At 36.9% G+C, this 22,105-nt stretch carries 25 protein-coding genes and 2 tRNA genes; 19 read left to right on the top strand and 8 right to left on the bottom strand.

All coding sequences use genetic code 11. The features are described from left to right. Positions 1-95 precede the first annotated feature (95 nt). The 6 genes from DRF61_RS03215 to DRF61_RS03240 all read left to right on the top strand — a co-directional run bounded on the left by DRF61_RS03215 (position 96) and on the right by DRF61_RS03240 (position 3,958). Positions 96-1,430 (top strand): 2TM domain-containing protein, encoded by a 1,335-nt coding sequence (locus DRF61_RS03215; protein WP_111953993.1) that lies wholly within the window; start codon positions 96-98, stop codon positions 1,428-1,430. Next, positions 1,414-1,716: a 2TM domain-containing protein gene (locus DRF61_RS03220; protein ID WP_111953995.1), complete on the top strand. Its 303-nt coding sequence runs from the start codon at positions 1,414-1,416 to the stop codon at positions 1,714-1,716. The genes DRF61_RS03215 and DRF61_RS03220 overlap by 17 nt, the downstream gene beginning before the upstream one ends. A gap of 53 nt (positions 1,717-1,769) precedes the next feature. Further along, positions 1,770-2,339 carry a methyltransferase family protein gene (locus tag DRF61_RS03225; protein WP_111953997.1) on the top strand — a complete coding sequence of 190 codons (570 nt, stop codon included), beginning with the start codon at positions 1,770-1,772 and terminating at the stop codon, positions 2,337-2,339. A 222-nt stretch (positions 2,340-2,561) separates the two neighbouring features. Next, positions 2,562-2,858, top strand: coding sequence for a 2TM domain-containing protein (locus DRF61_RS03230; protein ID WP_111953999.1), 297 nt, complete (start codon positions 2,562-2,564; stop codon positions 2,856-2,858). Positions 2,859-2,882: 24 nt separating this feature from the next. After that, the gene (locus DRF61_RS03235; RefSeq protein WP_111954001.1) at positions 2,883-3,158 is read left to right on the top strand and encodes a 2TM domain-containing protein; all 276 of its coding nucleotides are present in this window, start codon (positions 2,883-2,885) and stop codon (positions 3,156-3,158) included. 56 nt (positions 3,159-3,214) lie between these two features. Continuing rightward, positions 3,215-3,958 carry a LytR/AlgR family response regulator transcription factor gene (locus DRF61_RS03240; protein ID WP_111954003.1) on the top strand — a complete coding sequence of 248 codons (744 nt, stop codon included), beginning with the start codon at positions 3,215-3,217 and terminating at the stop codon, positions 3,956-3,958. Positions 3,959-4,130: 172 nt separating this feature from the next. Here DRF61_RS03240 and DRF61_RS03245 read toward each other — a convergent pair whose 3' ends face one another. Continuing rightward, positions 4,131-5,027, bottom strand: coding sequence for a hypothetical protein (locus DRF61_RS03245; RefSeq protein WP_111954005.1), 897 nt, complete (start codon positions 5,025-5,027; stop codon positions 4,131-4,133). Between the two features lie 138 nt (positions 5,028-5,165). On the opposite strand from DRF61_RS03245, the gene DRF61_RS03250 reads away from it, so the two are divergent. From DRF61_RS03250 to DRF61_RS03260, 3 genes are read left to right on the top strand one after another with little or no spacing between them, the layout of a single operon-like run. Continuing rightward, on the top strand, positions 5,166-5,906 hold the full coding sequence (locus tag DRF61_RS03250) for a glycine-rich domain-containing protein (RefSeq protein ID WP_111954007.1): 741 nt from the start codon (positions 5,166-5,168) through the stop codon (positions 5,904-5,906). A gap of 13 nt (positions 5,907-5,919) precedes the next feature. Next, positions 5,920-6,276, top strand: coding sequence for a hypothetical protein (locus DRF61_RS03255; protein ID WP_167409393.1), 357 nt, complete (start codon positions 5,920-5,922; stop codon positions 6,274-6,276). A 10-nt stretch (positions 6,277-6,286) separates the two neighbouring features. Beyond that, positions 6,287-7,087, top strand: a complete 801-nt coding sequence (locus tag DRF61_RS03260) for a hypothetical protein (RefSeq protein WP_111954011.1) — start codon at positions 6,287-6,289, stop codon at positions 7,085-7,087. A gap of 94 nt (positions 7,088-7,181) precedes the next feature. Here DRF61_RS03260 and DRF61_RS03265 read toward each other — a convergent pair whose 3' ends face one another. Then, entirely contained in the window at positions 7,182-7,388 is a 207-nt protein-coding gene (locus DRF61_RS03265; protein WP_111954013.1) for a hypothetical protein, read from the bottom strand. Positions 7,389-7,468: 80 nt separating this feature from the next. After that, positions 7,469-8,656 (bottom strand): tRNA 2-thiouridine(34) synthase MnmA, encoded by a 1,188-nt coding sequence (gene mnmA, locus DRF61_RS03270; RefSeq protein ID WP_111954015.1) that lies wholly within the window; start codon positions 8,654-8,656, stop codon positions 7,469-7,471. Between the two features lie 117 nt (positions 8,657-8,773). Between mnmA and DRF61_RS03275 the strand changes: the two genes are divergently transcribed. Then, complete coding sequence (locus DRF61_RS03275) at positions 8,774-9,301, top strand: hypothetical protein (RefSeq protein WP_111954017.1); 528 nt, start codon at positions 8,774-8,776, stop codon at positions 9,299-9,301. A 332-nt stretch (positions 9,302-9,633) separates the two neighbouring features. Here the strand turns inward: DRF61_RS03275 and DRF61_RS03280 are convergent, their stop codons facing one another. Continuing rightward, the gene (locus DRF61_RS03280) at positions 9,634-12,162 is read right to left on the bottom strand and encodes an ATP-dependent Clp protease ATP-binding subunit (RefSeq protein WP_111954396.1); all 2,529 of its coding nucleotides are present in this window, start codon (positions 12,160-12,162) and stop codon (positions 9,634-9,636) included. A gap of 152 nt (positions 12,163-12,314) precedes the next feature. Between DRF61_RS03280 and DRF61_RS03285 the strand changes: the two genes are divergently transcribed. The 4 genes from DRF61_RS03285 to DRF61_RS03300 are packed head-to-tail and all read left to right on the top strand — an operon-like array spanning position 12,315 to position 15,077. Continuing rightward, a complete protein-coding gene (locus tag DRF61_RS03285; protein ID WP_111954019.1) occupies positions 12,315-12,539 on the top strand; it encodes a uroporphyrinogen decarboxylase in 225 nt (74 codons plus the stop codon). After that, complete coding sequence (locus tag DRF61_RS03290; protein WP_111954021.1) at positions 12,539-13,633, top strand: glycosyltransferase; 1,095 nt, start codon at positions 12,539-12,541, stop codon at positions 13,631-13,633. The genes DRF61_RS03285 and DRF61_RS03290 overlap by 1 nt, the downstream gene beginning before the upstream one ends. A 50-nt stretch (positions 13,634-13,683) precedes the next feature. Beyond that, positions 13,684-14,103, top strand: coding sequence for a SufE family protein (locus DRF61_RS03295; protein ID WP_111954023.1), 420 nt, complete (start codon positions 13,684-13,686; stop codon positions 14,101-14,103). A 2-nt stretch (positions 14,104-14,105) separates the two neighbouring features. Continuing rightward, positions 14,106-15,077: a glycosyltransferase family 9 protein gene (locus tag DRF61_RS03300; protein ID WP_223557911.1), complete on the top strand. Its 972-nt coding sequence runs from the start codon at positions 14,106-14,108 to the stop codon at positions 15,075-15,077. On the opposite strand, the gene DRF61_RS03305 is transcribed toward DRF61_RS03300, so the two are convergent. From DRF61_RS03305 to DRF61_RS03320, 4 genes are all read right to left on the bottom strand, one after another. Then, positions 15,067-16,188, bottom strand: a complete 1,122-nt coding sequence (locus DRF61_RS03305; RefSeq protein ID WP_111954027.1) for a glycosyltransferase family protein — start codon at positions 16,186-16,188, stop codon at positions 15,067-15,069. The genes DRF61_RS03300 and DRF61_RS03305 overlap by 11 nt on opposite strands. A 92-nt stretch (positions 16,189-16,280) precedes the next feature. Continuing rightward, positions 16,281-16,355 (bottom strand) — tRNA-Val (locus DRF61_RS03310). 35 nt (positions 16,356-16,390) lie between these two features. After that, positions 16,391-16,465 (bottom strand) — tRNA-Val (locus DRF61_RS03315). 41 nt (positions 16,466-16,506) lie between these two features. Next, positions 16,507-17,751: a bifunctional folylpolyglutamate synthase/dihydrofolate synthase gene (locus tag DRF61_RS03320; protein ID WP_111954029.1), complete on the bottom strand. Its 1,245-nt coding sequence runs from the start codon at positions 17,749-17,751 to the stop codon at positions 16,507-16,509. A gap of 98 nt (positions 17,752-17,849) precedes the next feature. Here DRF61_RS03320 and DRF61_RS03325 point away from each other — a divergent pair, with 98 nt between their 5' ends. From DRF61_RS03325 to DRF61_RS03345, 5 genes are read left to right on the top strand one after another with little or no spacing between them, the layout of a single operon-like run. Next, complete coding sequence (locus DRF61_RS03325) at positions 17,850-19,187, top strand: TolC family protein (RefSeq protein WP_111954031.1); 1,338 nt, start codon at positions 17,850-17,852, stop codon at positions 19,185-19,187. A 1-nt stretch (position 19,188) separates the two neighbouring features. Continuing rightward, positions 19,189-19,788, top strand: a complete 600-nt coding sequence (locus DRF61_RS03330; protein ID WP_111954033.1) for a SprT-like domain-containing protein — start codon at positions 19,189-19,191, stop codon at positions 19,786-19,788. Continuing rightward, on the top strand, positions 19,782-20,864 hold the full coding sequence (locus DRF61_RS03335) for a mannose-1-phosphate guanylyltransferase (protein WP_223557932.1): 1,083 nt from the start codon (positions 19,782-19,784) through the stop codon (positions 20,862-20,864). The genes DRF61_RS03330 and DRF61_RS03335 overlap by 7 nt, the downstream gene beginning before the upstream one ends. Before the next feature lie 31 nt (positions 20,865-20,895). Then, on the top strand, positions 20,896-21,561 hold the full coding sequence (locus DRF61_RS03340; protein ID WP_111954400.1) for a hypothetical protein: 666 nt from the start codon (positions 20,896-20,898) through the stop codon (positions 21,559-21,561). Beyond that, positions 21,530-22,063, top strand: a complete 534-nt coding sequence (locus tag DRF61_RS03345; RefSeq protein WP_111954035.1) for a GNAT family N-acetyltransferase — start codon at positions 21,530-21,532, stop codon at positions 22,061-22,063. Before DRF61_RS03340 ends, DRF61_RS03345 begins: the two co-directional genes overlap by 32 nt. Positions 22,064-22,105 lie beyond the last annotated feature (42 nt).

Consider the following 22,105-nt stretch of genomic DNA (forward strand, 5'->3'; position numbering starts at 1 on the left):
TTTTTATTCCATTCGGAAAGGAAAATCTGCCTTTCAGTAAAAAATAATTTTTGATACCTTTATTAAAGACTAATTTTGAGCCAAGAAAACGGATCATGAAACGTAAAGGATTTATAATCTTACTTTGGGTATCGTTGGGAACAGCGCTATTTTTCTTCTTATTTTTTACAAAAGAGAAGAGTTTTCACAATTTTTTGATTACGCTGTTGATCTCTACCATGTACTCCTTTGTTTTGGGATGTGGAAACGCTTTTATTAATGACTTTCTCAATAAAAAGTTTCCATGGTCTGAAACAACCGGAATAAGAACAGCCTTAAGTGTAGTTTCTATCATTGCCGGTAATTTTATTCTGGTTTATTTCTGCAATTATATCAATTATGTTGAGATCCAGAAAGTGGCAACAACAGAAACCTTTTTTTCAAAAGAATATTCCACTACAAATTGGTTTATGATCAATATTGCGCTTCTTATTTCTGCCTTTCTGCATGCAAAAAGCTTCATGGAGGAGCTTAAGAAAACATCCAGAAAAGAGGTCGTGGAACAGAAGCTCATCGCAAAATCTGCCAATGCGCAGTTTGAAAGCCTGAAAAACCAGCTGGACCCACATTTTCTTTTTAATTCTTTAAATGTTCTGAGTTCCCTGATCGATGAAAATCCGGCTCAGGCACAAAAGTTTACGGCCTCAATGTCAAAGATTTACCGCTATGTGCTGGAACAGAAAGACAAAGAACTGGTAACGGTAGAAGACGAGATCGAATTTGCAAAAACCTACTGCGATCTTTTAAAAACAAGATTTGAAAACAGCGTAGATTTTATTTTTGATGTTAAAAAAGAAGATTACAGAAGATATGTTGTTCCGCTTTCACTTCAGCTTTTGCTGGAAAACTGCATCAAACACAATTTTGCGACCTCTTCAAAACCTTTGGTCATTAAAATATTTTCGGATAATGATACCTTATGCATAGAAAATAATCTCCAGGCAAGAGAGCAGATGAAAGAAAGTGCCGGAATCGGGTTAGCGAATATCGTTCAGCGGTATGCACTGCTTACCAAAAGGAACGTTTTCATTGAAAAGTCAGAAGATTATTTTAAAGTAAAAGTTCCGATACTGTCCAATAAACCAAATACAATCAGTGTAAAAACGGAAGATGAGAACGGATCTTATGAGAAGGCCAGAAAACGGGTAAAAGAACTCAAAAGCTTTTATGCCAATTTAATTTCCTATTGTACTGTGATTCCGTTCTTAGTGATTATCAACCTTATGACTTCTCCGAAAAACCTTTGGTTTTATTTTCCCATGCTGGGGTGGGGAATTGGTATCGTTTCTCACGCATTTCGGGTGTTTGGAGTCGGAGAATCCTGGAAAGAAAAGAAAATCCGGGAGATTATGGATAAGCAAAAAAATAGAAATAATGGAAACGTACGATGAAAATGATATCCGGTATCAGCAGGCTAAAAGGCAGGTTGAAAGATTAAGGGGATTTTATGGACATTTATTCTCGTATATCGCAGTAAATGCTATGATCGTAGTGTATAATATTAAGCATTTAGAACACGGAGAGAGTTATTTCCAGTTCAAAAACTTCTTTACGGCGACTTTTTGGGGAATTGGACTGGTGGCTCATGCTATTATCACCTTTTTGCCCAATATAAGCTTCGTTAAAAATTGGGAGGAAAAGAAAATCCGGAAACTGATGGAGAAAAAGAAGAACTGAAAGAGTTCTGTAAATGAAGCTTAAACTTACTTTTTTAATCTTAATCTAAAAATATGCATTTACTCCAAACTTTGTTCACAATCTCAATGGTTGCCTGGTTTCTTACAGAGATTCTCTATAAAAATATGCTGAAATCCGGCAAAGAAGACAAGAAAGACAAAGATAAGTCTACCCTGAATATTTTATGGATGGCCATTCCGTTTTCCATTGCAGCTTCAGTAGCAGTATCTTATATGACAAAATTCCCAATGACGGAAGGTGCCTGGATCTTATATGCGGGTGAAGCTTGTATTCTGATAGGAATTGTTTTTAGGTTTATAATCATCAGATCTTTAGGGAAATATTTTACGGTAGATGTTACAATAAAACAAGACCATAAGATAAAGAAAGAGGGTTTTTACAAATACTTGAGGCATCCGTCGTATGCATTCTCTTTGTTAACTTCTTTAGGGTTAGGTATTTACCTTAATAATTGGGTTTCTTTACTCCTGGCTTTTCTGCCACCATTTATTGCTTTTGCTTACCGTATAAAAATTGAAGAAGAAGCTCTTGTAGAACAGTTCGGAGAAGAATATTTGGAATACCGGAAGGAGACCAAAAAGCTCATTCCTTTTATTTACTGATTTCCCTTTTTATTTTAAACATAATCATCTGCAATATCTGTGGAATGTGTGGAAGAAAAGAAGAAAGGTTTACATCCAAAGAAACAAAATTTACAATCCAACCAATCTTTTTACGATTCAGAAAGCAAATCCTACGACTCAGTCATATAAAATTGATTGGAGCTCTGTTTCTGAGCTATCTTTGATTCAACAAAAAAACAAATTACTTTTAAAATAAAAATTATGGAAACATTAGGATACACAAAAGAAACACTAGCTTATAAAAAAGCAGAAAAAAGAGTAAAAGAACTGAAAGGATTCTACGGAAATCTTACCTCATACTGTTTGGTTATTCCTTTCCTTATTGCGCTGAATTTGCTTACATCTCCGGATCATTTATGGTTCTATTGGCCCATGCTGGGATGGGGAATCGGAATTTCAGCCCATGCTGTGAATGTTTTCGGAATAGGGAAAGAATGGGAAGAAAAAAAGATCAGAGAATTGATGGAGCAGGACGCGAAAAACATAAAAACATTATAATTTAACCACATATTTTTAACGATCATGAATTACGATAACGCATACGAAAGAGTTACTCAATTGAAAAAGTTTTATAAAAGCCTTCTTTGGTTTGGAATAGTAGCTGGAATTATATTTTTTAATGACGTTTTTGAAAATGGAAAATTCGATTTTTCTTTATTCGACGGATCTGTTATTCTGTTGATCTGGGGAATTATCTTAACAGTAAAAGCTGTAAAGCTCTTCCTTTTAGACGATGAATGGGAAAGAGATCTCATGGAAAAAGAGCTGAAGAAAAACAAAAAGAGCATACACTTTTAAGCTGTGCATTTTTTTCTCTAATTTTATTCCCGATTTAAACTAAAAACTATAGCTCAATGATTAAGACTGTCATTATTGAAGACGAAAAACCGGCTTCGCGGAAACTGGAAAGAATGCTGGGTAATTTTCCTGAAATAGAGATCGTTGGCAAAATAGAATCGGTAGAAGAGGGAGTTGCCTGGTTTTCTGAAAATGAACATCCGCAGCTTATTTTTTCAGATATTGTTCTTGGTGACGGCTTGTCTTTCGATATTTTTGAAAAAATGCCTACAAAAGCATTTATCATTTATACGACGGCTTTTGATCAGTATACTTTGAAGGCATTTAAACTGAACAGCATTGACTATCTTTTAAAGCCTATTCTGGAAGAAGATCTTTCAGGAGCAGTAGAGAAGTTTAAATCATTTATTCCGGCCAGCAATACAACCGGTTCTGAGGATATCAAACAGTTGATCAGAAAAGAGAAATCTACCCTTTCAAGGATATTGGTGAAAATAGGATATAATCTGAAAATAGTTCAGACTCAGGAAATAAGCTGCTTTTTCAGTGAAAATAAAATCGTTTACCTTCAGACTGAAGAACGTGCTTATCCTTCAGATTTCACATTGGATGAGTTGGAAGATATTCTGGATGAAAAGAAATTTTTCCGTGTCAACAGACAGTTTATCATCAATTCAGACTATATAAAAAATATTCATACATCCCCGTACTACAAAGTTGACATGGAGTTTCAGCCACAGGAAGAAATCACGGTCAGCCGGGACAGGGTGAAGGATTTTAAGGAATGGCTGGTGAGGTAGACTGATTAGAAGCTAGATTTCAGACATCAGACATTAGATTTCAGACTGAGAATAAGGTTAAGGCTAGGACTGGGTATTTTAACTTTAAACCCAACCCCAATCCCTTAAACTTTGAACCGAAAACCTGAACTCTCCTTACACTAAAACCCTCAAACTCTCAAACGCACTGCAACTACCTGTAATCTATCCTGTTAGATTCAGTATCTTCAAGCTGTTTTATAATAGATTCGGGGATCTCATCACTGTCAATTGGAAAGCTGATGGAATCGGAAATGAACGTCTTTCTGTCTGCTTTCTGAAATATCTCAAACAGGGCTATCGGCTCTTGGTTAAAACTGATACATGTACTTATAAAATGAACCTCATGGAGCTTATATTCTGGATTTTTGAGCTTTTCCTTGATATCTTTTATCCTTGAGATAAAGTGTCGCTGGCGGATGAATGTATTGCTGTTCATGATGATGAATACATAATCGGAGTAGGCCGTTACTTTTCCGAAATACTTATGGTGATCCCCGCCGCTTCTTTCGATGAAATATTCGCCCGTGGTTTCAGATTTGTAGATCTCCATCGCAGAACGCCAAATCCGCTCTTCCCGGGCCTGAAGAGGATTCTCAGGAAGATTTCTGTTGTAAGAATACCAGCAGCCAACCAGGCGATCTAAAAGAGACGTATTCTGATTCACATTATTCATATCGATCCTGAGATCATTGAAATTGAATGCCTCCGTGTTGGAATTAATGAAATCAATATAATTGGAATAGCCTAAAACGGTAACAATTTGACTTAATTTACTAAGGTTTGGCCTGCTCAGAACTGCATTGTTGTTTTGCTGGTATTTCTTTAATTTATTGATAATCAAATGTTCATAGAGGTAGTTGGAGCCTAGGAGATCAGGTGCTTTTTTGATTTCTTTTTCAGAATGATCACTGATGATGAGGTCATTAAGTTCCGAACTGATGTATGACCATTCGGTTTTCGTCACATCTTCCCAATGATTCTTCTTTAAAAAATGAAGGCTTAAAAAATTCATTAATTTTTCAAGATGCAGAATATCTTCTTTTTTCATCAGTTCACTCTTTAAAATAATTACTGTTTTAAATTATAAGACTAATATAAGATTTTTATACGTCAAGATAAGTTTTTTGAAAGACTTTTATATTCTAAAATCAAATGATATTTGAGTAGAAAAACAAAAGTTAACACAATGGAAACAACAATCTTATTAAAAGACGAAACCCTTTGGAGCAGGATCCAGAGTTTTTCATTAGATGCTTCGGATGCTGATTTCCCATTTTCGAAAAAACTGGCCAAAGAAGAACGATGGACCTTAGACTTTACTCAAAAAGCCATTCAGGAGTATAAAAAATTTGTTTATCTCTGCTGTATCCTTCCCAATGGAGCTTCTCCAAGCGAAACGGTAGATAAGGTATGGCATATGCACCTGATTTATACCCAGAATTATTGGGAAGATTTCTGCCCGAATATTTTAAAGAAAAAACTTCATCATCATCCTTCTAAAGGAGGAATTTCTGAGAAAAAGAAACACCAGGACTGGCATCATGACACTTTGCATCATTATAAGGAAATCTTTCAGCAGGAGGCACCGGAAGATATCTGGACAGGTCAGATAAAGAAAAATGATCAGAAGACGTTCTGGAAAAAGGGACTTAAACTCCTTGCGTTAGGCTGCCTCTTATTTCCGGTGTATTCCTGCTCCGGAGGTATCTTTGCAGGGGTGATCGTCACTATTTCATGGATCATTGGCTTCTTCGTTTTCATGGGGTTTATTTCATGGATTTTCGGAGGAAATATCAATAAAGAGCAGGATAAAAATGTCGACAGCAATTCCGATGGAAGTTCAGGCTGCAGCGGCGGCTCCAGTTGTGGAGGCGGTGGCGGTTGTGGCGGCGGATGCGGAGGAGGTTGTGGCGGATGTGGCGGTTAAAAAAACAATAGCTATGAAAAGAATACTGCTCTACTCAGTCCCGGTAATGATAAGCATGATCTGGCTTATTCTTACACAGCAGACCTGTAATCCGATCTCAATAAAAGGTCCTGAATTTCTGAAGTTTTATTTAATGCTTGTGCTGGGTTTTTATGCTTCAGTAATGATTCTGAAATCTTTTAAAGAAAACAGCTCAAAGACAACACTTTACTTTATGATTCTAATTCTTTTGTTGGGCATTGTAAAACTGATAAAAGGATTAATCATAGGAAAACCGGTCGGATATCTTGTTATGATATTGATTGTCGAAGGAATTATCTTGCTGTGTCAGACAGGTTTATCATCCAATAACAAACATAAGCAGATTTAAAAACAATATCATGACCAGAAAATTCACGGAAGTTGAGAAAAACATAATATACAAAAATATTCCTTTGCAGAAGCAGGGGCATGCCGTAGGATGGGAACCGATTTTGTTTATTATCCTGACCGTACTCCTTTTTGTATTGGGAATCAAAATAATCCTGTTTGATTATAATCCGTTTTTGGATGATGAAAAAGAGACTTTGGGCTCTTTTCTCTATTTTATGGCGATGTTTATTCCTATTGGTGGAGTATCCTTCGTAAGCGTTGCCGTTTTATTTATGCTCGTAAAAAGCATGATTTTGTATCCGAGGTATGGAAAATATGCAGAAGAAAAATCATTTGATGTGGCAGACATTGAGATTATTCAGGGGAAAGGATCCGAAGATTTTATCATCCGGATTTTCAATACCGGAGGCGGGAAAACAGAAATAAAAATCGATCTGAAAATAGACGTGGAATCCTCTTTAAAAGATAATTTTCTCAAAACAATTGAAAAATACAGAGCTAAAGATTCTGAAAACATCAATATTCCGTTTATGAAAGTCCTTCGTATTCTTGAAACGAAACCTTTTTCAGGAATGATACATCTAAGATTAAGTGATTTTTCTAGCGATACGAAACTGGATTCCAGCCAGCTGATCTATTCTTATGATCTTTTTTTCAGGACAAAATATAATGTAATCTCCAGTTTAAAAACAAGAGAACCCCTTTTTATGAATTTCTACGGAGATAATTTTGAAAAAGAAATCAATTTTACGATGAATGATGTGGAACGTAAAATAACTTACTATTTTGTTGAAGATTATTTGCTTTAGATCGAGGTGTATTTGGCTGATCAAGCTCGGGAAAGAAAAAAAATAACCCCAAAGCAAAGTGCTTCGGGGTTTTATTGATATCAATTAAGATGATTTAATTTTTCTGTTTCTCCTTTCCCGCTGCGTTGTTATATCTGCGGACTATAACCGAAGTTACTACAGCAAAAATAAGCGTTAACGCAATACTGGTAGTTTCCTGATGTACAATAGCCTGATAAAGATTAAAACCAAAAACAGCACCTACAACAGCGATTAAAATTTGATTCACAAAAGCATACTGGATTTTTGAAGTCGTTTTCATAATGATATTTTTTATTGTTATTTACTGAGTAAGTCTAACAACTCAAAATTCGTTACAGAAAATTTTCAAAAAACTTTTCGTTATGCAATCACGCCGCTTCCAATCAGCTCCTCACCAATATACCAGGCTGCAAACTGTCCCTCTGCAATCGCCGACTGAGGTTCTTCAAATTCAATATAAGCTGCATTTTCAAACTGATACAAAACCGCTTTCTGTAACGATTGCCTGTATCTGAATCTTGCCATTATTTCCATAGATTCTCCATTTCCAAGCTTCATATCCTCACGAACCCAATGCATCTCCGAATTGTCAATTTTTAACGCTTTTTTGTGCAGTCCCGGAGAACTGTGACCTTCGCCCACAAAAATAATATTGTTTTCCATGTCTCTGGAGAGGATAAAACAGCTTTCTTTATGTCCGCCGATACCAAGCCCTTTGCTTTGTCCAATCGTGAAAAATTGAGCACCCTGATGCTTTCCGATCACTTTTCCGTCGGATTTTTTATAATCGATTTTTCTGGACAAAAATTCCAGTTCTTCTTCTTTTGAAGAAAATTCAGGTTTTTCCACTGAAAATAAAGGTGAATCTTTGAAAATTTCTACAATTTCTCCTTCTTTGGGAACCAGCTGTTGCTGTAAAAACTGGGGAAGGCTTACCTTTCCGATAAAGCATAATCCCTGAGAGTCCTTTTTGTCGGCAGTTACAAGCCCGATTTCTTTGGCAATTTCCCTTACTTCCGGCTTTGTGAGCTCTCCGATAGGGAACAACGCTTTTGATAGCTGATCCTGGCTTAGCTGGCACAGGAAATAAGACTGGTCTTTATTATTATCTTTTCCGGATAAAAGATGGAAGATTTCCTTTCCGTTTTCATCAAAAGTGGAATTCACCTGAGCATAATGTCCTGTTGCCACCTTATCGGCACCCAAAGACATAGCCGTCTTCATAAAAACATCAAATTTTACTTCTCTGTTGCACAGAACATCCGGATTCGGAGTTCTTCCTTTCTGGTATTCATCGAACATATAATCTACGATTCGCTCTTTGTAAAGCTCGCTCATATCGATGACCTGGAAAGGAATTCCCAATTTCTGAGCGACCATCAGGGCATCATTACTGTCTTCAATCCACGGGCATTCATCCTCCAGCGTTACCGAAGCATCATTCCAGTTTCTCATAAACAAAGCCACAACTTCATGACCTTGCTGCTGCAGCAAATATGCTGTAACACTGGAGTCTACACCTCCAGATAATCCTACGACTACTTTCATTTTATTTCAATTTTACGGAACTCTTAACGGGAGTCCTTAGTTTGACCCGGCAAAAATACAATTAAAAAAATTCGCAAAAAAACCATAATTTTAAACATTGATAAAAACGATATTAATATGAAAAAAATTATTATTCCCATAATGCTGATGATTTCAGGATCGGTATTTTCCCAGATTACCACCAGCGCACCTGTCGCAGAAACCAACCGCTGGACTTTCGGTGGAGGAATAGGGCTGGGTTTTGGAAGCAACAGCTCATTTTATCTTCAGGCTTCTCCCAGAGTGGGATACAGGCTTACCGATGATCTTGAGGCTGGAGTGGTAGGAAGTGTTTCATGGCAAACCTCCGATTATTACAAATCTACGATGTTTGGGGTGGGTCCTTTTGCCAATTATTATTTTGCCAGGTCCTTTTATGTAGGAGCCAATCTTCAGCAGTACTTCATCAACTATAAAGATAAGTTTTATGATTATAAAGTGAACGAACAGGAAACTGCCCTGTATCTGGGTGGTGGTTATATGCAGAGAATAGGCGGGAATTCTTTTATGCAGCTCGGGGTAATGTATAATGTACTGTGGAAAGAGAATTCGAGTGTTTTCTCTAGCGGTCTTGTCCCAAGTATTGGGTTTGTAGTAGGGCTTTAATCTTTGTTTTATAAGAATTGTTTTTCACAATATTTTCTAACTACAGATTTCACGGATTTTCACAGATCATGCCTAATGGCTATCAAAATGTATGCTCTTTAAGTACTTTATTTGTTGATATTATTAAAGTAATACTTTCGCAAATATCTGTGAAAATCCGTGAAATCTGTGGTTAAAATAAAGAGAGCATCACCAAAATTATTAATAGAAAAGGACTTTAGCCTGCTTAATTTTTACACATATATGAAAAGGCTTTAGCCAAAAGATATAAAAACGAAAAGCACCGGATTTTTCCGGTGCTTTTCAATATAATTACATTACTTCTATTAAGATTAAGAAGACTTTTCAGTTGTTTTTTTTGCTTTAGGAGCTTTCCCGATTAATGCATCTTTTGTATCATTAAGATCCAGGATCACCGTTTCACCTTCAGATAATTGCTTGTTTACCAGCATTTCTGCCAATAAATCTTCAATATATTTCTGGATGGCACGTTTCAATGGTCTTGCTCCAAAGTCTTTATCCCATCCTTTTTCAGAGATAAAGTCTTTTGCCTCTTCAGTTAACTCAACTTTATAGCCTAATTTTTCAAGTCTGCCATATAATTTATTAAGCTCGATATCGATAATTCGTTTAATATCATCCTGTACAAGAGAGTTGAAGATCACAATGTCATCAATTCTATTTAAGAATTCCGGAGCAAATGCTTTCTTAAGCGCATTTTCAATCGTACTTCTTGCTCTTGAATCTGTACTTGTTTTCTTAGCTGAAGTTCCGAATCCTACACCATCTCCGAAATCTTTAAGATCTCTTGTTCCGATATTTGAAGTAAGGATAATGATTGTATTTCTAAAATCGATTTTTCTGCCTAAACTATCGGTTACGTGACCTTCGTCCAGGATCTGCAACAGGATATTGAATACATCCGGGTGAGCTTTTTCAATCTCATCCAGAAGAACCACAGCATAAGGTTTTCTTCTTACTGCTTCCGTTAATTGGCCACCTTCTTCATATCCAACATATCCCGGAGGCGCACCAACCAATCTTGAAACTGCAAATTTTTCCATGTACTCACTCATGTCAATTCGGATCAGAGATTCGTCAGACTCGAAAAGCTCTCTTGCCATTACTTTAGCAAGCTCGGTTTTACCAACCCCGGTGGTACCAAGGAAAATAAAAGTACCGATAGGACGGTTCGGATCTTTAAGTCCGGCTCTGTTTCTTTGAATTGCTTTCACAACTTTCTTCACAGCGTCTTCCTGACCAATCACTTTTCCGTTCAGTTTCTCATCCATCTGAGCTAATTTATCAAGCTCATTTTTGCCGACTTTCGTTACCGGAACACCACTCATCATAGAAACCACTTCGGCTACATTTTCTTCCGTTACGGTTTCTTTTTTCTCTTTTACATCCTTATCCCACTTCTCCTGAGCCGCATTCAGTTCCATCTGAAGACGTTCCTCTTCATCTTTAAGCTTTCTGGCCTCAAGATAATCCTGAGCCTTAACTGCTTTCTGCTTCATTTCTTTAATATCCTCGATTTTCTTTTCAAAATCAATGATTTCGGTCGGAACTTTCATGTTTTTAATATAAACACGTGAACCTGCTTCATCCATGGCATCAATAGCCTTGTCCGGTAAGAAACGGTCTGTAATATATCGTGATGTCAAATTGACACACGCCAGAATAGCCTCCGGAGTATATACTACATTATGGTGCTCTTCATATTTATCTTTAATCTGATTCAGAATCTGAATGGTTTCGTCAATAGAAGTAGGCTCTACCATTACCTTCTGGAATCTTCTTTCCAAGGCTCCGTCTTTCTCAATATACTGACGGTACTCATCCAAAGTTGTAGCCCCGATGCATTGAATTTCACCTCTTGCCAAAGCTGGTTTAAACATATTCGATGCATCTAAACTTCCTGTAGAGCTTCCTGCACCAACAATAGTGTGAAGCTCATCAATAAATAGGATGACATCTCTGTTTTTTTCCAGTTCGGTCATGATCGCCTTCATTCTTTCTTCAAACTGGCCACGGTATTTTGTTCCGGCCACTAAACTTGCCAGATCCAAAGTGATGACACGTTTTCCGTAAAGAACCCTGGAAACCTTTTTCTGTTGAATTCTTAAAGCTAACCCTTCCGCAATCGCAGATTTACCAACACCCGGCTCCCCGATAAGAAGCGGATTGTTTTTCTTTCTACGTGATAAGATCTGAGAAACACGCTCAATTTCTTTTTCACGCCCGATTACCGGGTCCAATTTTCCATCTCTAGCCAAAGAAGTTAAGTCTCTACCAAAGTTATCCAATGTAGGGGTTTTACTTTTTGCAGAGCCTAAATTTCCTGAAGGCTTTCTCATCTGCTCAAATTCCTCTCGGTCATCATCATCGTCATAAGCACTCATTTGTGGTGCCTGTCCGGAATTTTTAAGCATAGTCTGGTATTCTCTTGAAACTCCTTCATAATCGATGTCGTAAGCTCCCAGGATATTCGAAGTAGGGTCCTCATATTTGTAAAGAATGCCTAAAAGCAGATGAACGGTATTAATTTCATTGCTTTTATATTGTCTGCATTCCAGCTCAGCACGTTTGATCGCATGATCTGCCATCTTAGTGAAAGAAATATTAGTAACCTCCTCAGAAATAGGATTAAGACTTGCTGTATTTAGAGTTTCAATTTTTCTTCTGATTTGTGTTAAATCCGCATTAAGGTTTTGAAGGATTTCTTTTGCAGAGTTTTCTGTTTTTATAATACCTAAAAGTAGATGTTCTGTATTAAGAAATTCACTTTTGAGCCTTTTCGCTTCGCTCTTGCTTTGTTTGAACACTTGGCTCAAACCTTGTGAAAACTTATAATCCATAATATATCTCATTAGAATAATGGCAGCGGTGCCATTTATTCATTATCTAAATTACAAATATTTTACCAAAAATCAATTAATGACTTTATGGCAGAAAAAATTTTATTATCTTATTGAAAATGATTAAGTTTGTTATCCTTTAAAAATTCCCCATGAATCCTGAAATTACTACATATATTGGTTATTCTGCATCCATTTTTATAGTATTGAGTTTTATATTAAAAGATGTAAGAAAAATCAGAATAGTCAACATGATAGGCTGTATCTGCTTTGTCATTTATGGTATCTTCAATGGAATGCTCTGGCCGGTTATTATCCCCAATGGACTGATCTGCTTTATTCAGGTTTATCATTTACTGGCCGGAAACAAAAAGTAATGAAAAAAAAGATAATTATCTCTGCTTTCAGTAGTCTGTATACAGATCAGCGAATAGAAAAAGTATGCAGGACTTTACATGAGAACGGTTACCAGATGGAACTGATAGGGAATGACTGGAATGGAGCAGAACAAATGGAGCGGCCTTATCCGTTTTCAAGGATACATTTATCTTCCACAAGTTTAAAAACAGCTTATTTCGAATTTAACTGGAAACTATATCATCAGCTAAAGAAAAAATCAGATCATAATACAATTCTTTATGCCAACGACGTTGACGCACTACTTTCAAATTATCTTATTGCTAAAAAATTAAATATCCCATTGGTTTTTGATAGCCATGAAATTTTTTCAGAAATGCCTGCAATTCAGGGCAAAATGTCACAAAAAATCTGGAGATATCTGGAAAAGAAAGTCATTCCCAAGCTTAAATTTATGATTACGGCCAGCGGAAGCTATGCAAAATGGTTCCAAAAAAAGTATGGTGCCGATCCTGTGGTCATTCAAAATGCACCCAGACGGCAGGATTTTACAATGGAAATTCCTGAAAATAATCCTAAAATATTTTTATACCAGGGATCCATTAATCCTTTTCGGGGTATCGATAAAGCTATTCTGGCGATGCATCATCTTGACGGTGTTGTTTTTAAAATAGCAGGGGACGGCCCGAGAAAAAAAGAATACCAAGCTCTGGTTAGTAGAGAAAAGCTTGATCATAAAGTTCAGTTTTTAGGAAAATTAAAACCGGAAGATCTGAGAAAAATAACAGTAACAGCCGATGTAGGGATGAGTATCGAAGAAAATGGGGGCGAAAGCTACTTTTACTCTCTTCCGAATAAAGTTTTAGACTGTATTCAATCCCGTGTTCCATTGATATTATCTAACCTTCCCGAAATGCAGAATATCAAAAATCAGTTTGATGTGGGAGAAATTATTAAAGATCACCAGCCTGAAAATATTGCTGCTGCAGTACAGAAAATCCTTGATAACGGAAGGGAAAGCTATCAGGATGAACTTGAAAAGGCTTCTAAGGTATTCTGCTGGGAAAATGAAGAAATAAAACTGTTGAAAGTTTTTGAAAAAGCGTCAGAATAAATAATCTTTATAAAAAATGGTATCTTTGCATTAAAAATTTGTTAAATAAAATGACCATTAAAGAAAAACAGCAGGAAATCATTGAAGAGTTTGCGTTTCTTGATGACTGGGAACAAAAGTACGAGTATATTATTGATCTCGGAAAAGAATTAAAAGGACTTCCCGAAGACCGCAAAACGGATGATAATCTAATCAAAGGATGCCAGAGTAAGGTATGGATTGATGCTGAATTTAAAGATGGTAAGCTTTTTTTCGATGCAGACTCCGACGGAATTCTTCCGAAAGGAATTGTTTCTCTTTTGGTAAGCATTTATAGCGGCCATACCACTCAGGAAATTTTAGATTCTGATTTTGAATTCATTTCAGAGATCGGGCTTCAGGAATTTCTCTCGCCGTCCAGAGCAAATGGACTAATGGCGATGACCAAGCAGATCAAATTTTACGCAGTTGCTTATCAGCTAAAATCGTAGCAGTGACCAGAATTCTAGCATATCGTTTTTCTGCTTTTGGCGATGTCGCGATGACGGCGCCAGTATTCCGGGAGTTTCTGGAACAGAATCCTGACGTAGAAATTATCATGGTTTCCAGAAAAAATTTTGAAAGCTTATTTACTGATATTCCGAATGTTACATTTAAAGGAATTAACCTTGATGACTATAAAGGCATCTTTGGATTAAGAAGGCTGGCCAATGAGCTCATTAAAGAATTCAATCCTGACTTTATAGGCAATCTTCATGATGTGATAAGAACCAAAATTCTTGATAGGATCTACAGAAGAAAAGGATTTAAAGTTTTTAAAATAAACAAAGGAAAAGAAGAAAAAGAAGAGCTTACAGACGTATGGAATTTAAATAAAGTTCAGCTAAAAAAGACCGTCGAGCGTTATGCAGATGTTTTCCGTGCGATGGGGTTTAAAGTAGAGCTTTCCCATAAGCTTAGACCGGCATCGGTACAAAAATCAGGAATTGGTTTGGCTCCTTTTGCACAGCACAGAGGAAAAATGCTTCCTTTGGAAAAATCATACGAACTGGCAAAAATCCTTTCAAAAAAGCAGACCATATATTTCTTTGGCGGTGGCAAAAAAGAAACGGAAACCCTTGAAAAATGGGAAAGTGAAATTCCGAACACCAAAAGTCTTTCAGGGAAATTAAGTCTTTCAGAAGAGCTTCAGAAAATTTCTGAACTGGAGCTGATGATTTCCATGGATTCCGCCAATATGCATCTTGCCAGCCTTATGGGAACGAGATGTATTTCCGTTTGGGGTGCGACACACCCGTATGCGGGATTTTTAGGCTTCGGACAGAGCGAAAATGATGTGGTCCAGGTAAAAGATCTTACCTGCAGACCCTGTTCTGTGTTTGGAGATAAAGAATGTTACCGTGGCGACTGGGCCTGTCTTGAAGAGCTTAACATCCAGAAAATAGTAGAGGCAGTCAATTCTTAAAAATTATTTTACTCATTTCTGCGGCCTTAGCATCATCGGAATAGTTCTTTTCCAGAACCTTACTTCTGATTTCATTTTCGTTATAATCTTCAGCTGCTGTTTCAATAATCCGTTGGCGGATTTCATCCGAAGTAGCGCCCAAATGGCATAAGCTCATCAGGGCAGGATCATCTGTAATATTCTGATTGATAATAACGAATCTACTGTTGTATAATGCATTAAACAATTTCACCTTCGTACCGGAATTCTGATAGGAGAGAAGAACGTTAGCATGGGCGTTTTCAAAAAGGTGACGAAGATTCTCACTTGTTTCGATTGGGACAATGCTTATATTTCCAATGTTATTGATTTTCTTTCTCACATCATCACTGGCGCGGTCGGATGCTACTACAAGCCTGTGCTGAGGAAGGGCTTTAAACATCCTGATGGTTTCTTCCAATGCCTTTTTGTTGTCAGATATACTCAGGTCACCATGAAAAAGAAAATAATCACCCTTTCCGTTCAATTGCTTTACAGATTCGTTGCCATGAAAAATATGAATAAGACGGGCGTTTTTTGAATATGAATTTACTTCATTAAATTCTTTCCCGGAAAGGCAGAATACACTTTCAAATTCCTTTAAAAGCTTTTTCTGATAATCAACAAATTTTAAAGATTCTATTTTGTAAATGATCTTTTTAAAAATATTTTTTTCTGAAGAGGAGAGCCCTTTGTAATACTCAGATTCATTATTGTGGAACCTCAGGTAGAATTTGTAACCTTTACTTTTTAATCTACGGATAATTTGAGTGGTTTGCAGCCCTTCAAACAATACTGGAGCCTCTATCTTCATAAGGTTTTCAAAAAGAGCATCAGAAGTTCTTATAGCCGCCGCAAAGGGTACCGACGAAAGATAATGGAAGGGATTTTTCTTCTTTTTGTAAAAGAAAACATTTTCTGTAATGCTTTCTATCTCTTGATCAATGATTTCCGGAATATCATCAACAAAACAGTGGAGGTGTATCTTTATGCCTAATCGGGCCAATGCTTTAATCTTATAATAAACATCAATAATACCGCCGTAAGAGGGAGGGTATGGATAATTGAATGATATAAGATGGAGTTCCTTCAAAAAAAGTGAATTTATGGCTGTAAGATCACAAAGGTAAGAATATCCCGAATGTTTTTAAACAAAAAAATCTCCCAATACATTGAGAGATTTTGTGGGCCCTGAGGGATTCGAACCCCCGACCCTCTGGGTGTAAACCAGATGCTCTGAACCAACTGAGCTAAGAGCCCTGAACTTTTTTTGAAAGGCTTCAGTTACCTTTGTGTGGGCCCTGAGGGATTCGAACCCCCGACCCTCTGGGTGTAAACCAGATGCTCTGAACCAACTGAGCTAAGAGCCCCTATACTTGTTTCCTCGTTTAGAGTGGTGCAAATATACGACTTATTCAGAAATCTCCAAATTTTTTTCTAAAAATTCTCCTACAACAAAGTTGCTTCCACCGATGAAAATCATTTCTTCTTTTGTACATCGCTCTTTTGCAGAAAGATACGCTTCCTGTACGGAATCGAAAATTGTATAAGAAATTTTTGCCTCCTGCAAGAGATTTTCATAGTCTTCAGGATGTCTTCCCCTGTTGATGAATGGTTTGGCAAAATAAAATTCAGAATTTTCAGGAAGAAGAGCCATTACTTCATCTATCTTTTTATCATTCACAAACCCTAAAATAACGTGTTTATGTTTGTTTATGGTGTTCAGTTGAGAAAATACATACTCAAGTCCGGCCTGGTTGTGTCCGGTATCACAGATCGTAAGCGGATCTTTTGAAAACTCAAACCAACGTCCGATGAAACCCGTATTTTGATGGACTTTAAATAATCCCATCTCAATATTTTCTTCAGAAACGGGAATATTTATTTTTTTTAATTCTTCAATCAATGCAAGAACCACCCGGATATTTTTCTTCTGGTAATTTCCTTTAAGATCAGAATTCAGATCTGAATGTATGATTGTAGCATCAATAAAAGGGGCATTTTCTTTATTCGCTGTCTGTTGGATAATGTTTTTAACGGTCTCATTTTCATCTCCGGAAATTACCGGAATATTGGCCTTAATGATTCCTGCCTTTTCTGCAGCGATCTCTTCAATACTGTCTCCCAAAATATTCTGGTGATCCAGTTGTACATTAGTAATTGCGGCTACCAAAGGTTTAATGATATTTGTTGAATCCAGTCTTCCGCCAAGACCCACCTCAATAATGGCAAAATCTACCTTTTGCTGATAAAAATATTCAAATGCCATGATTGTTGTAAATTCAAAAAAAGAAGGGAGGATATCTTCAGGAAGGGTTTTTAGTTTTTGGATAAAATGATAGACAAACTCTTTACTGCAGTTTTTACCGTTCACTTTAATACGTTCCGTAAAATCAATAAGATGTGGAGAATTGTATAAACCAACTTTGTATCCTGCTTCCTGCAGAACTGAAGCCAGCATGTTGCTGGTGGATCCTTTGCCGTTTGTGCCTCCGATGTGGATGCATCGTATCTTTTCCTGTGGGTTTCCAAAGAAAGTACAAAGCTTTGTAATGTTTTCTAATCCAGGCTTATAGGCTTTCAGTCCGTCAATTTGATAATTGGGAGCCTGTACGAAAAGCCAGTCGACAGATTCCTGATATTGTTCGGTTGTCATGATGCAAAATTCTCAAAAGTTTTATTAAAATGAAACAATAATTTTTTTAAACTGTAACTTTTTTATATTTGGCTCGTCTAATATGGAAAATTCTTAATATGAAAAAAGTTTGGATTATCGTTTTTGGATTAAGTTGTCTGGGGCTAAGCGCCCAGAAGAAATGGTCCTTAAGAGAATGTGTAGACTATGCTGTTGAGCATAATCTCCAGGTTATCCAAAATCAATATTCTAAACAGATCCAGGATTCTAACCTTAAAATGGCTAAAAAGGAATACCTGCCTTCTGTATCCGCAGGAATGTCCAATTCAGTGGGTTTCGGACAGCTTCCATTGGGTACAGGTAGTATCAGAAATGACAGGTTCAACAACAGCGCGAACCTGGGTGCGGATGTTCTGCTTTACAATAATGGCAGATTAGAGAAAAACATCAGAAAAATACAATTTGATGTAGAAGCCAGCCAATATGATATAGAAACCATTAAAAATGATATTTCTCTGCAGATTGCACAGCAGTATCTTACTGTCCTCCTGAACAAGGAAATTGTTAAAATCTCCCAGAGTGCGGTCGAGAATGCTCAGAAACAATATGACAGAGCCAAAATAACAACCCAGGTAGGAACAACTGCACAAACTATCCTGGCAGAGGCAGAAGCAGCCTTGGCGAGAGAAAAGCAGAATCTTAAAACAGCGGAAATAAATGTAGGAAGAGCTTTGTTTGCCATTGTTCAGCTTTTACAGCTTCCCGAATATAAAGGCTTTGATGTGGAAGATGTAACTGTTTCTGATACACTGCCGTCCCAGCTTACCTCTGTGGATGACGTTCTTACTACCGCCTATGAAAACCAACCGCAGATAAAAGCTGCCGAAAGCAGAATCAGGTCTGCTGAAGCACAGACGGAAGTAACCAAAACAGGGTTTTGGCCAACACTGACCGCGAATGCCGGTGTTTCTTCGTTCTATAATAATATGTTAAGTAAAAACTACGACCAGCTTGGAAATCTTGTTAATGATCCTTCTTTTTTCCAGCAGTATAAAGATAATTTCGGTCAGAATATAGGACTTTCTCTGAATATTCCTATTTTCAACAAAGGAATTACCAGGCTGCAGGTAGAGCAGTCTGTAATTAACCAGAGTATCGCTAAAAATACCCTGGAACAACAGAAGCAGACGGTAAGACAGAATGTGCAGAAGGCTCAGTTTGATGTGGATGCCAATTACGAAACTTTCCTTTCGGCAGTGGAAACGGAGAAAAGTACAAAGCTGGCTTTAGAATTTGCAGATAAAAGTTATGCGGCAGGAAGATCGACAATTTATGATGTGAATGTAGCCAGGAATAACTATGCCAATGCCCAGGGATCTGTTGCCCAGGCAAAATATAATTATCTTTTCAGTCTTAAACTGCTGAATTTCTATTCAGGAATTCCATTAACTTTGTAAAATGTCTATTCAGTCATTAGAAAAATATTTACCTCAAAACACCCATAAATATTTAAGAGTCTGGTTTTCGGATTATTATATTCATATAAAAGTGACGCGAGGCAGAAACTCTAAGTTGGGAGATTACAGAAAGCTTCCTGATAACTCCCATGAAATAACTGTCAATTCAACACTAACGCCACCGCTTTTTTTCTTTGTCCTTACCCACGAGCTGGCTCATCTGATTGCCTTTGAAAAATACGGACGAAGAATATCGCCGCATGGTAACGAATGGAAAGAAACATTTAGAAATATGCTTCTTGAAAGTCTTGAGATTTATGACGAAGATCTTAGGCCTATTATCATAAGATTTTCAAAATCCCCAAAGGCCAATTTCATGGCCAGCCCGGATCTTGTAAGATATTTTCATACTGAGAAACAGGATGATAGATTGCATTTCATTGAAGAGCTTCAAAAAGGAGAATTTTTTATATATCGCAACGAAAAGTATTTATTAGAAGGTCTGATTAAAAAAAACTATCTTTGTAAGAATCTGGCTACAGGAAGAAAGTATTCTTTCAAGCCTCTGGCTAGGGTTGAAAAATGTAGGCAAGAATGTTAAAATCAGATAGATACTGTGTCATCATGGCGGGAGGAATCGGGAGCCGGTTCTGGCCAATGAGTACACAGAAATTTCCAAAGCAGTTTCAGGATATTTTAGGAACAGGGCGTACCATGATTCAGCAGACTTATGACAGAATCAGCCGGATCATCCCTAAAGAACAGATATTCGTGATAACGAATAAAGAATACGTTACGCTTTCCCATCAGCAGCTTCCGGAGATTCCTGAAGAAAATATTGTGGGCGAACCCCTGATGAAAAATACAGCGGCCTGTAATCTGTACATGGCCAACAAGATTGCTGAAATTAATCCGGATGCAACCATGATTGTTCTTCCGGCAGATCACCTGATCTTAAAAGAAGATATATTTCTGGAGAAAGTGGAGCTTGCTTTTGATCTTGCTGCCCAACATGATTATTTGGTAACCTTGGGTATTACCCCTACAAGACCGGATACCGGATACGGATATATCCAGTTTGTAGAAAAGAAAGGTTCAGATTATTTTAAAGTAAAAACCTTTACGGAAAAGCCTATTCTTGAAATTGCACAGAGCTTTTTAGAAAGCGGCGATTTCCTGTGGAATGCAGGGATTTTTATCTGGAATGTAAAGAGCATTCATCATGCATTTGAGCTGTATCTTCCTGAAATGATGCAGCATTTCATGGCGTGTGAATATAATTCTGCGAAGGAAAACGGGTGTATTGAAACCATTTATCCGAAAGTTCAAAAAATTTCCATTGATAACGGAATCCTTGAAAAAGCAAAGAACGTGTATGTTATCCCTTCAGATCTTGGATGGAGCGATCTGGGCACATGGACTTCCGTATATGAAAACACTGAAAAGGATGAGAATGGAAATGCAGTAAAACTAAGGCATTTCCTGAACTATAATTCAAAGGGAAACATTATTCGTCTTAAGAACAATAATAAAGCTGTGATCATTGACGGTCTTGAAGATTTTATTGTTGTAGACACAGACAAGGCGCTGCTGATCTGCCCCAGAGACAATGACCAGCTGATCAAAGACTATGTTCTTGATCTTAAAAGTTTTAAGAAAGGAGATAAATTCATGTAATATTGCTATCTTTCTGCTGATTTTTAAAATTATGATGAAAACTGCAATACGATCAATAGTTCTTATATTTCTGCTTTTGGGATTTCTAGGATATTCCCAAAACAAGAAAAACTTTTCAGGTATTCCCAATATTTTACAACAAATTATTCCAAATGACAGGATAGATTCCTGGGTGCTGGTTTATAACAGTTACGGAAAGAACCAGGAGATCAGAACATCTGGTGGAAAAACAGACTATACACCACAGTTTACCGGTTTTAATCTATTCCCTGAAGAAGACAGCTTTTATTATATTGCATACTCAGCAGGTGGAAAAATGAATTACATTACAGATCTTGAAGGGCTGAAAAAGTTTGTTGGGAAAATTGATAATGCTGAAGAAGCCGCCATTGTTCTGACAGCTGACGGGTATATGGTGGATGAGGAGTTTAAAGATGTTGCCGGCAATTATTATGAAGATGCCGCCCATTATTATCTGGATCTTGGAAAGCTGACTTCAAAAGAATGTCCTTATCAAAAAACACATTATACGGTGACTGTCAATAAATCAACAGGTGCTGTGAGTAATGTAAAGGATAATGGAACTTATATTGAACTCTACAATAAAAAATGTGCTAATAACCCGAGACTTTTAAAAATCGAAAAAAAAGAAGAACCAAAGAAAGATGAGCCTAGAAAAACACCCAAACGCAAATAATACTTATGAGACCGAACGATTAATACTTCGTCCTATGTCTCGTGAAGACAAAGATTTTGTCTTTGAGCTTTATAACAGACCAAAATTTATTCAACATATCGGCAACCGCAATGTGAATACCATTGAAGATGCAGAAAATTATATCCTGAACAGATTTGCTCCACAGATTGAAAGACTGGGATATGGAAACTATCTTTTAGTAACTAAAGAAGGAAACGAAAAAGTAGGAGCAGTAGGAATTTTCGAAAGAGAAGGTCTTGATATTGTGGATATCGGGTATTCTCTACTGGAAGAATTTGAAGGAAAAGGATATGCCTTTGAAGCTGCTCAGAAGGTAAAATCTATCGGGATGGATGAATTTGGGTTAACAAAAATATCTGCTATCATTTCAAAAGATAATATTTCTTCCCAAAAACTGATCGAAAAATTGGGATTAAAATTCAAAAAACATGTCATTCTTCCTGGAGAAACCGAAGAATTAAACTATTACGAAACCGAATAATAAATCCATAAAAAATATTTTCACAAATAATACAGAGATGTA

Source organism: Chryseobacterium lathyri, assembly GCF_003290185.1.
GTDB classification, from domain to species: domain Bacteria; phylum Bacteroidota; class Bacteroidia; order Flavobacteriales; family Weeksellaceae; genus Chryseobacterium; species Chryseobacterium lathyri.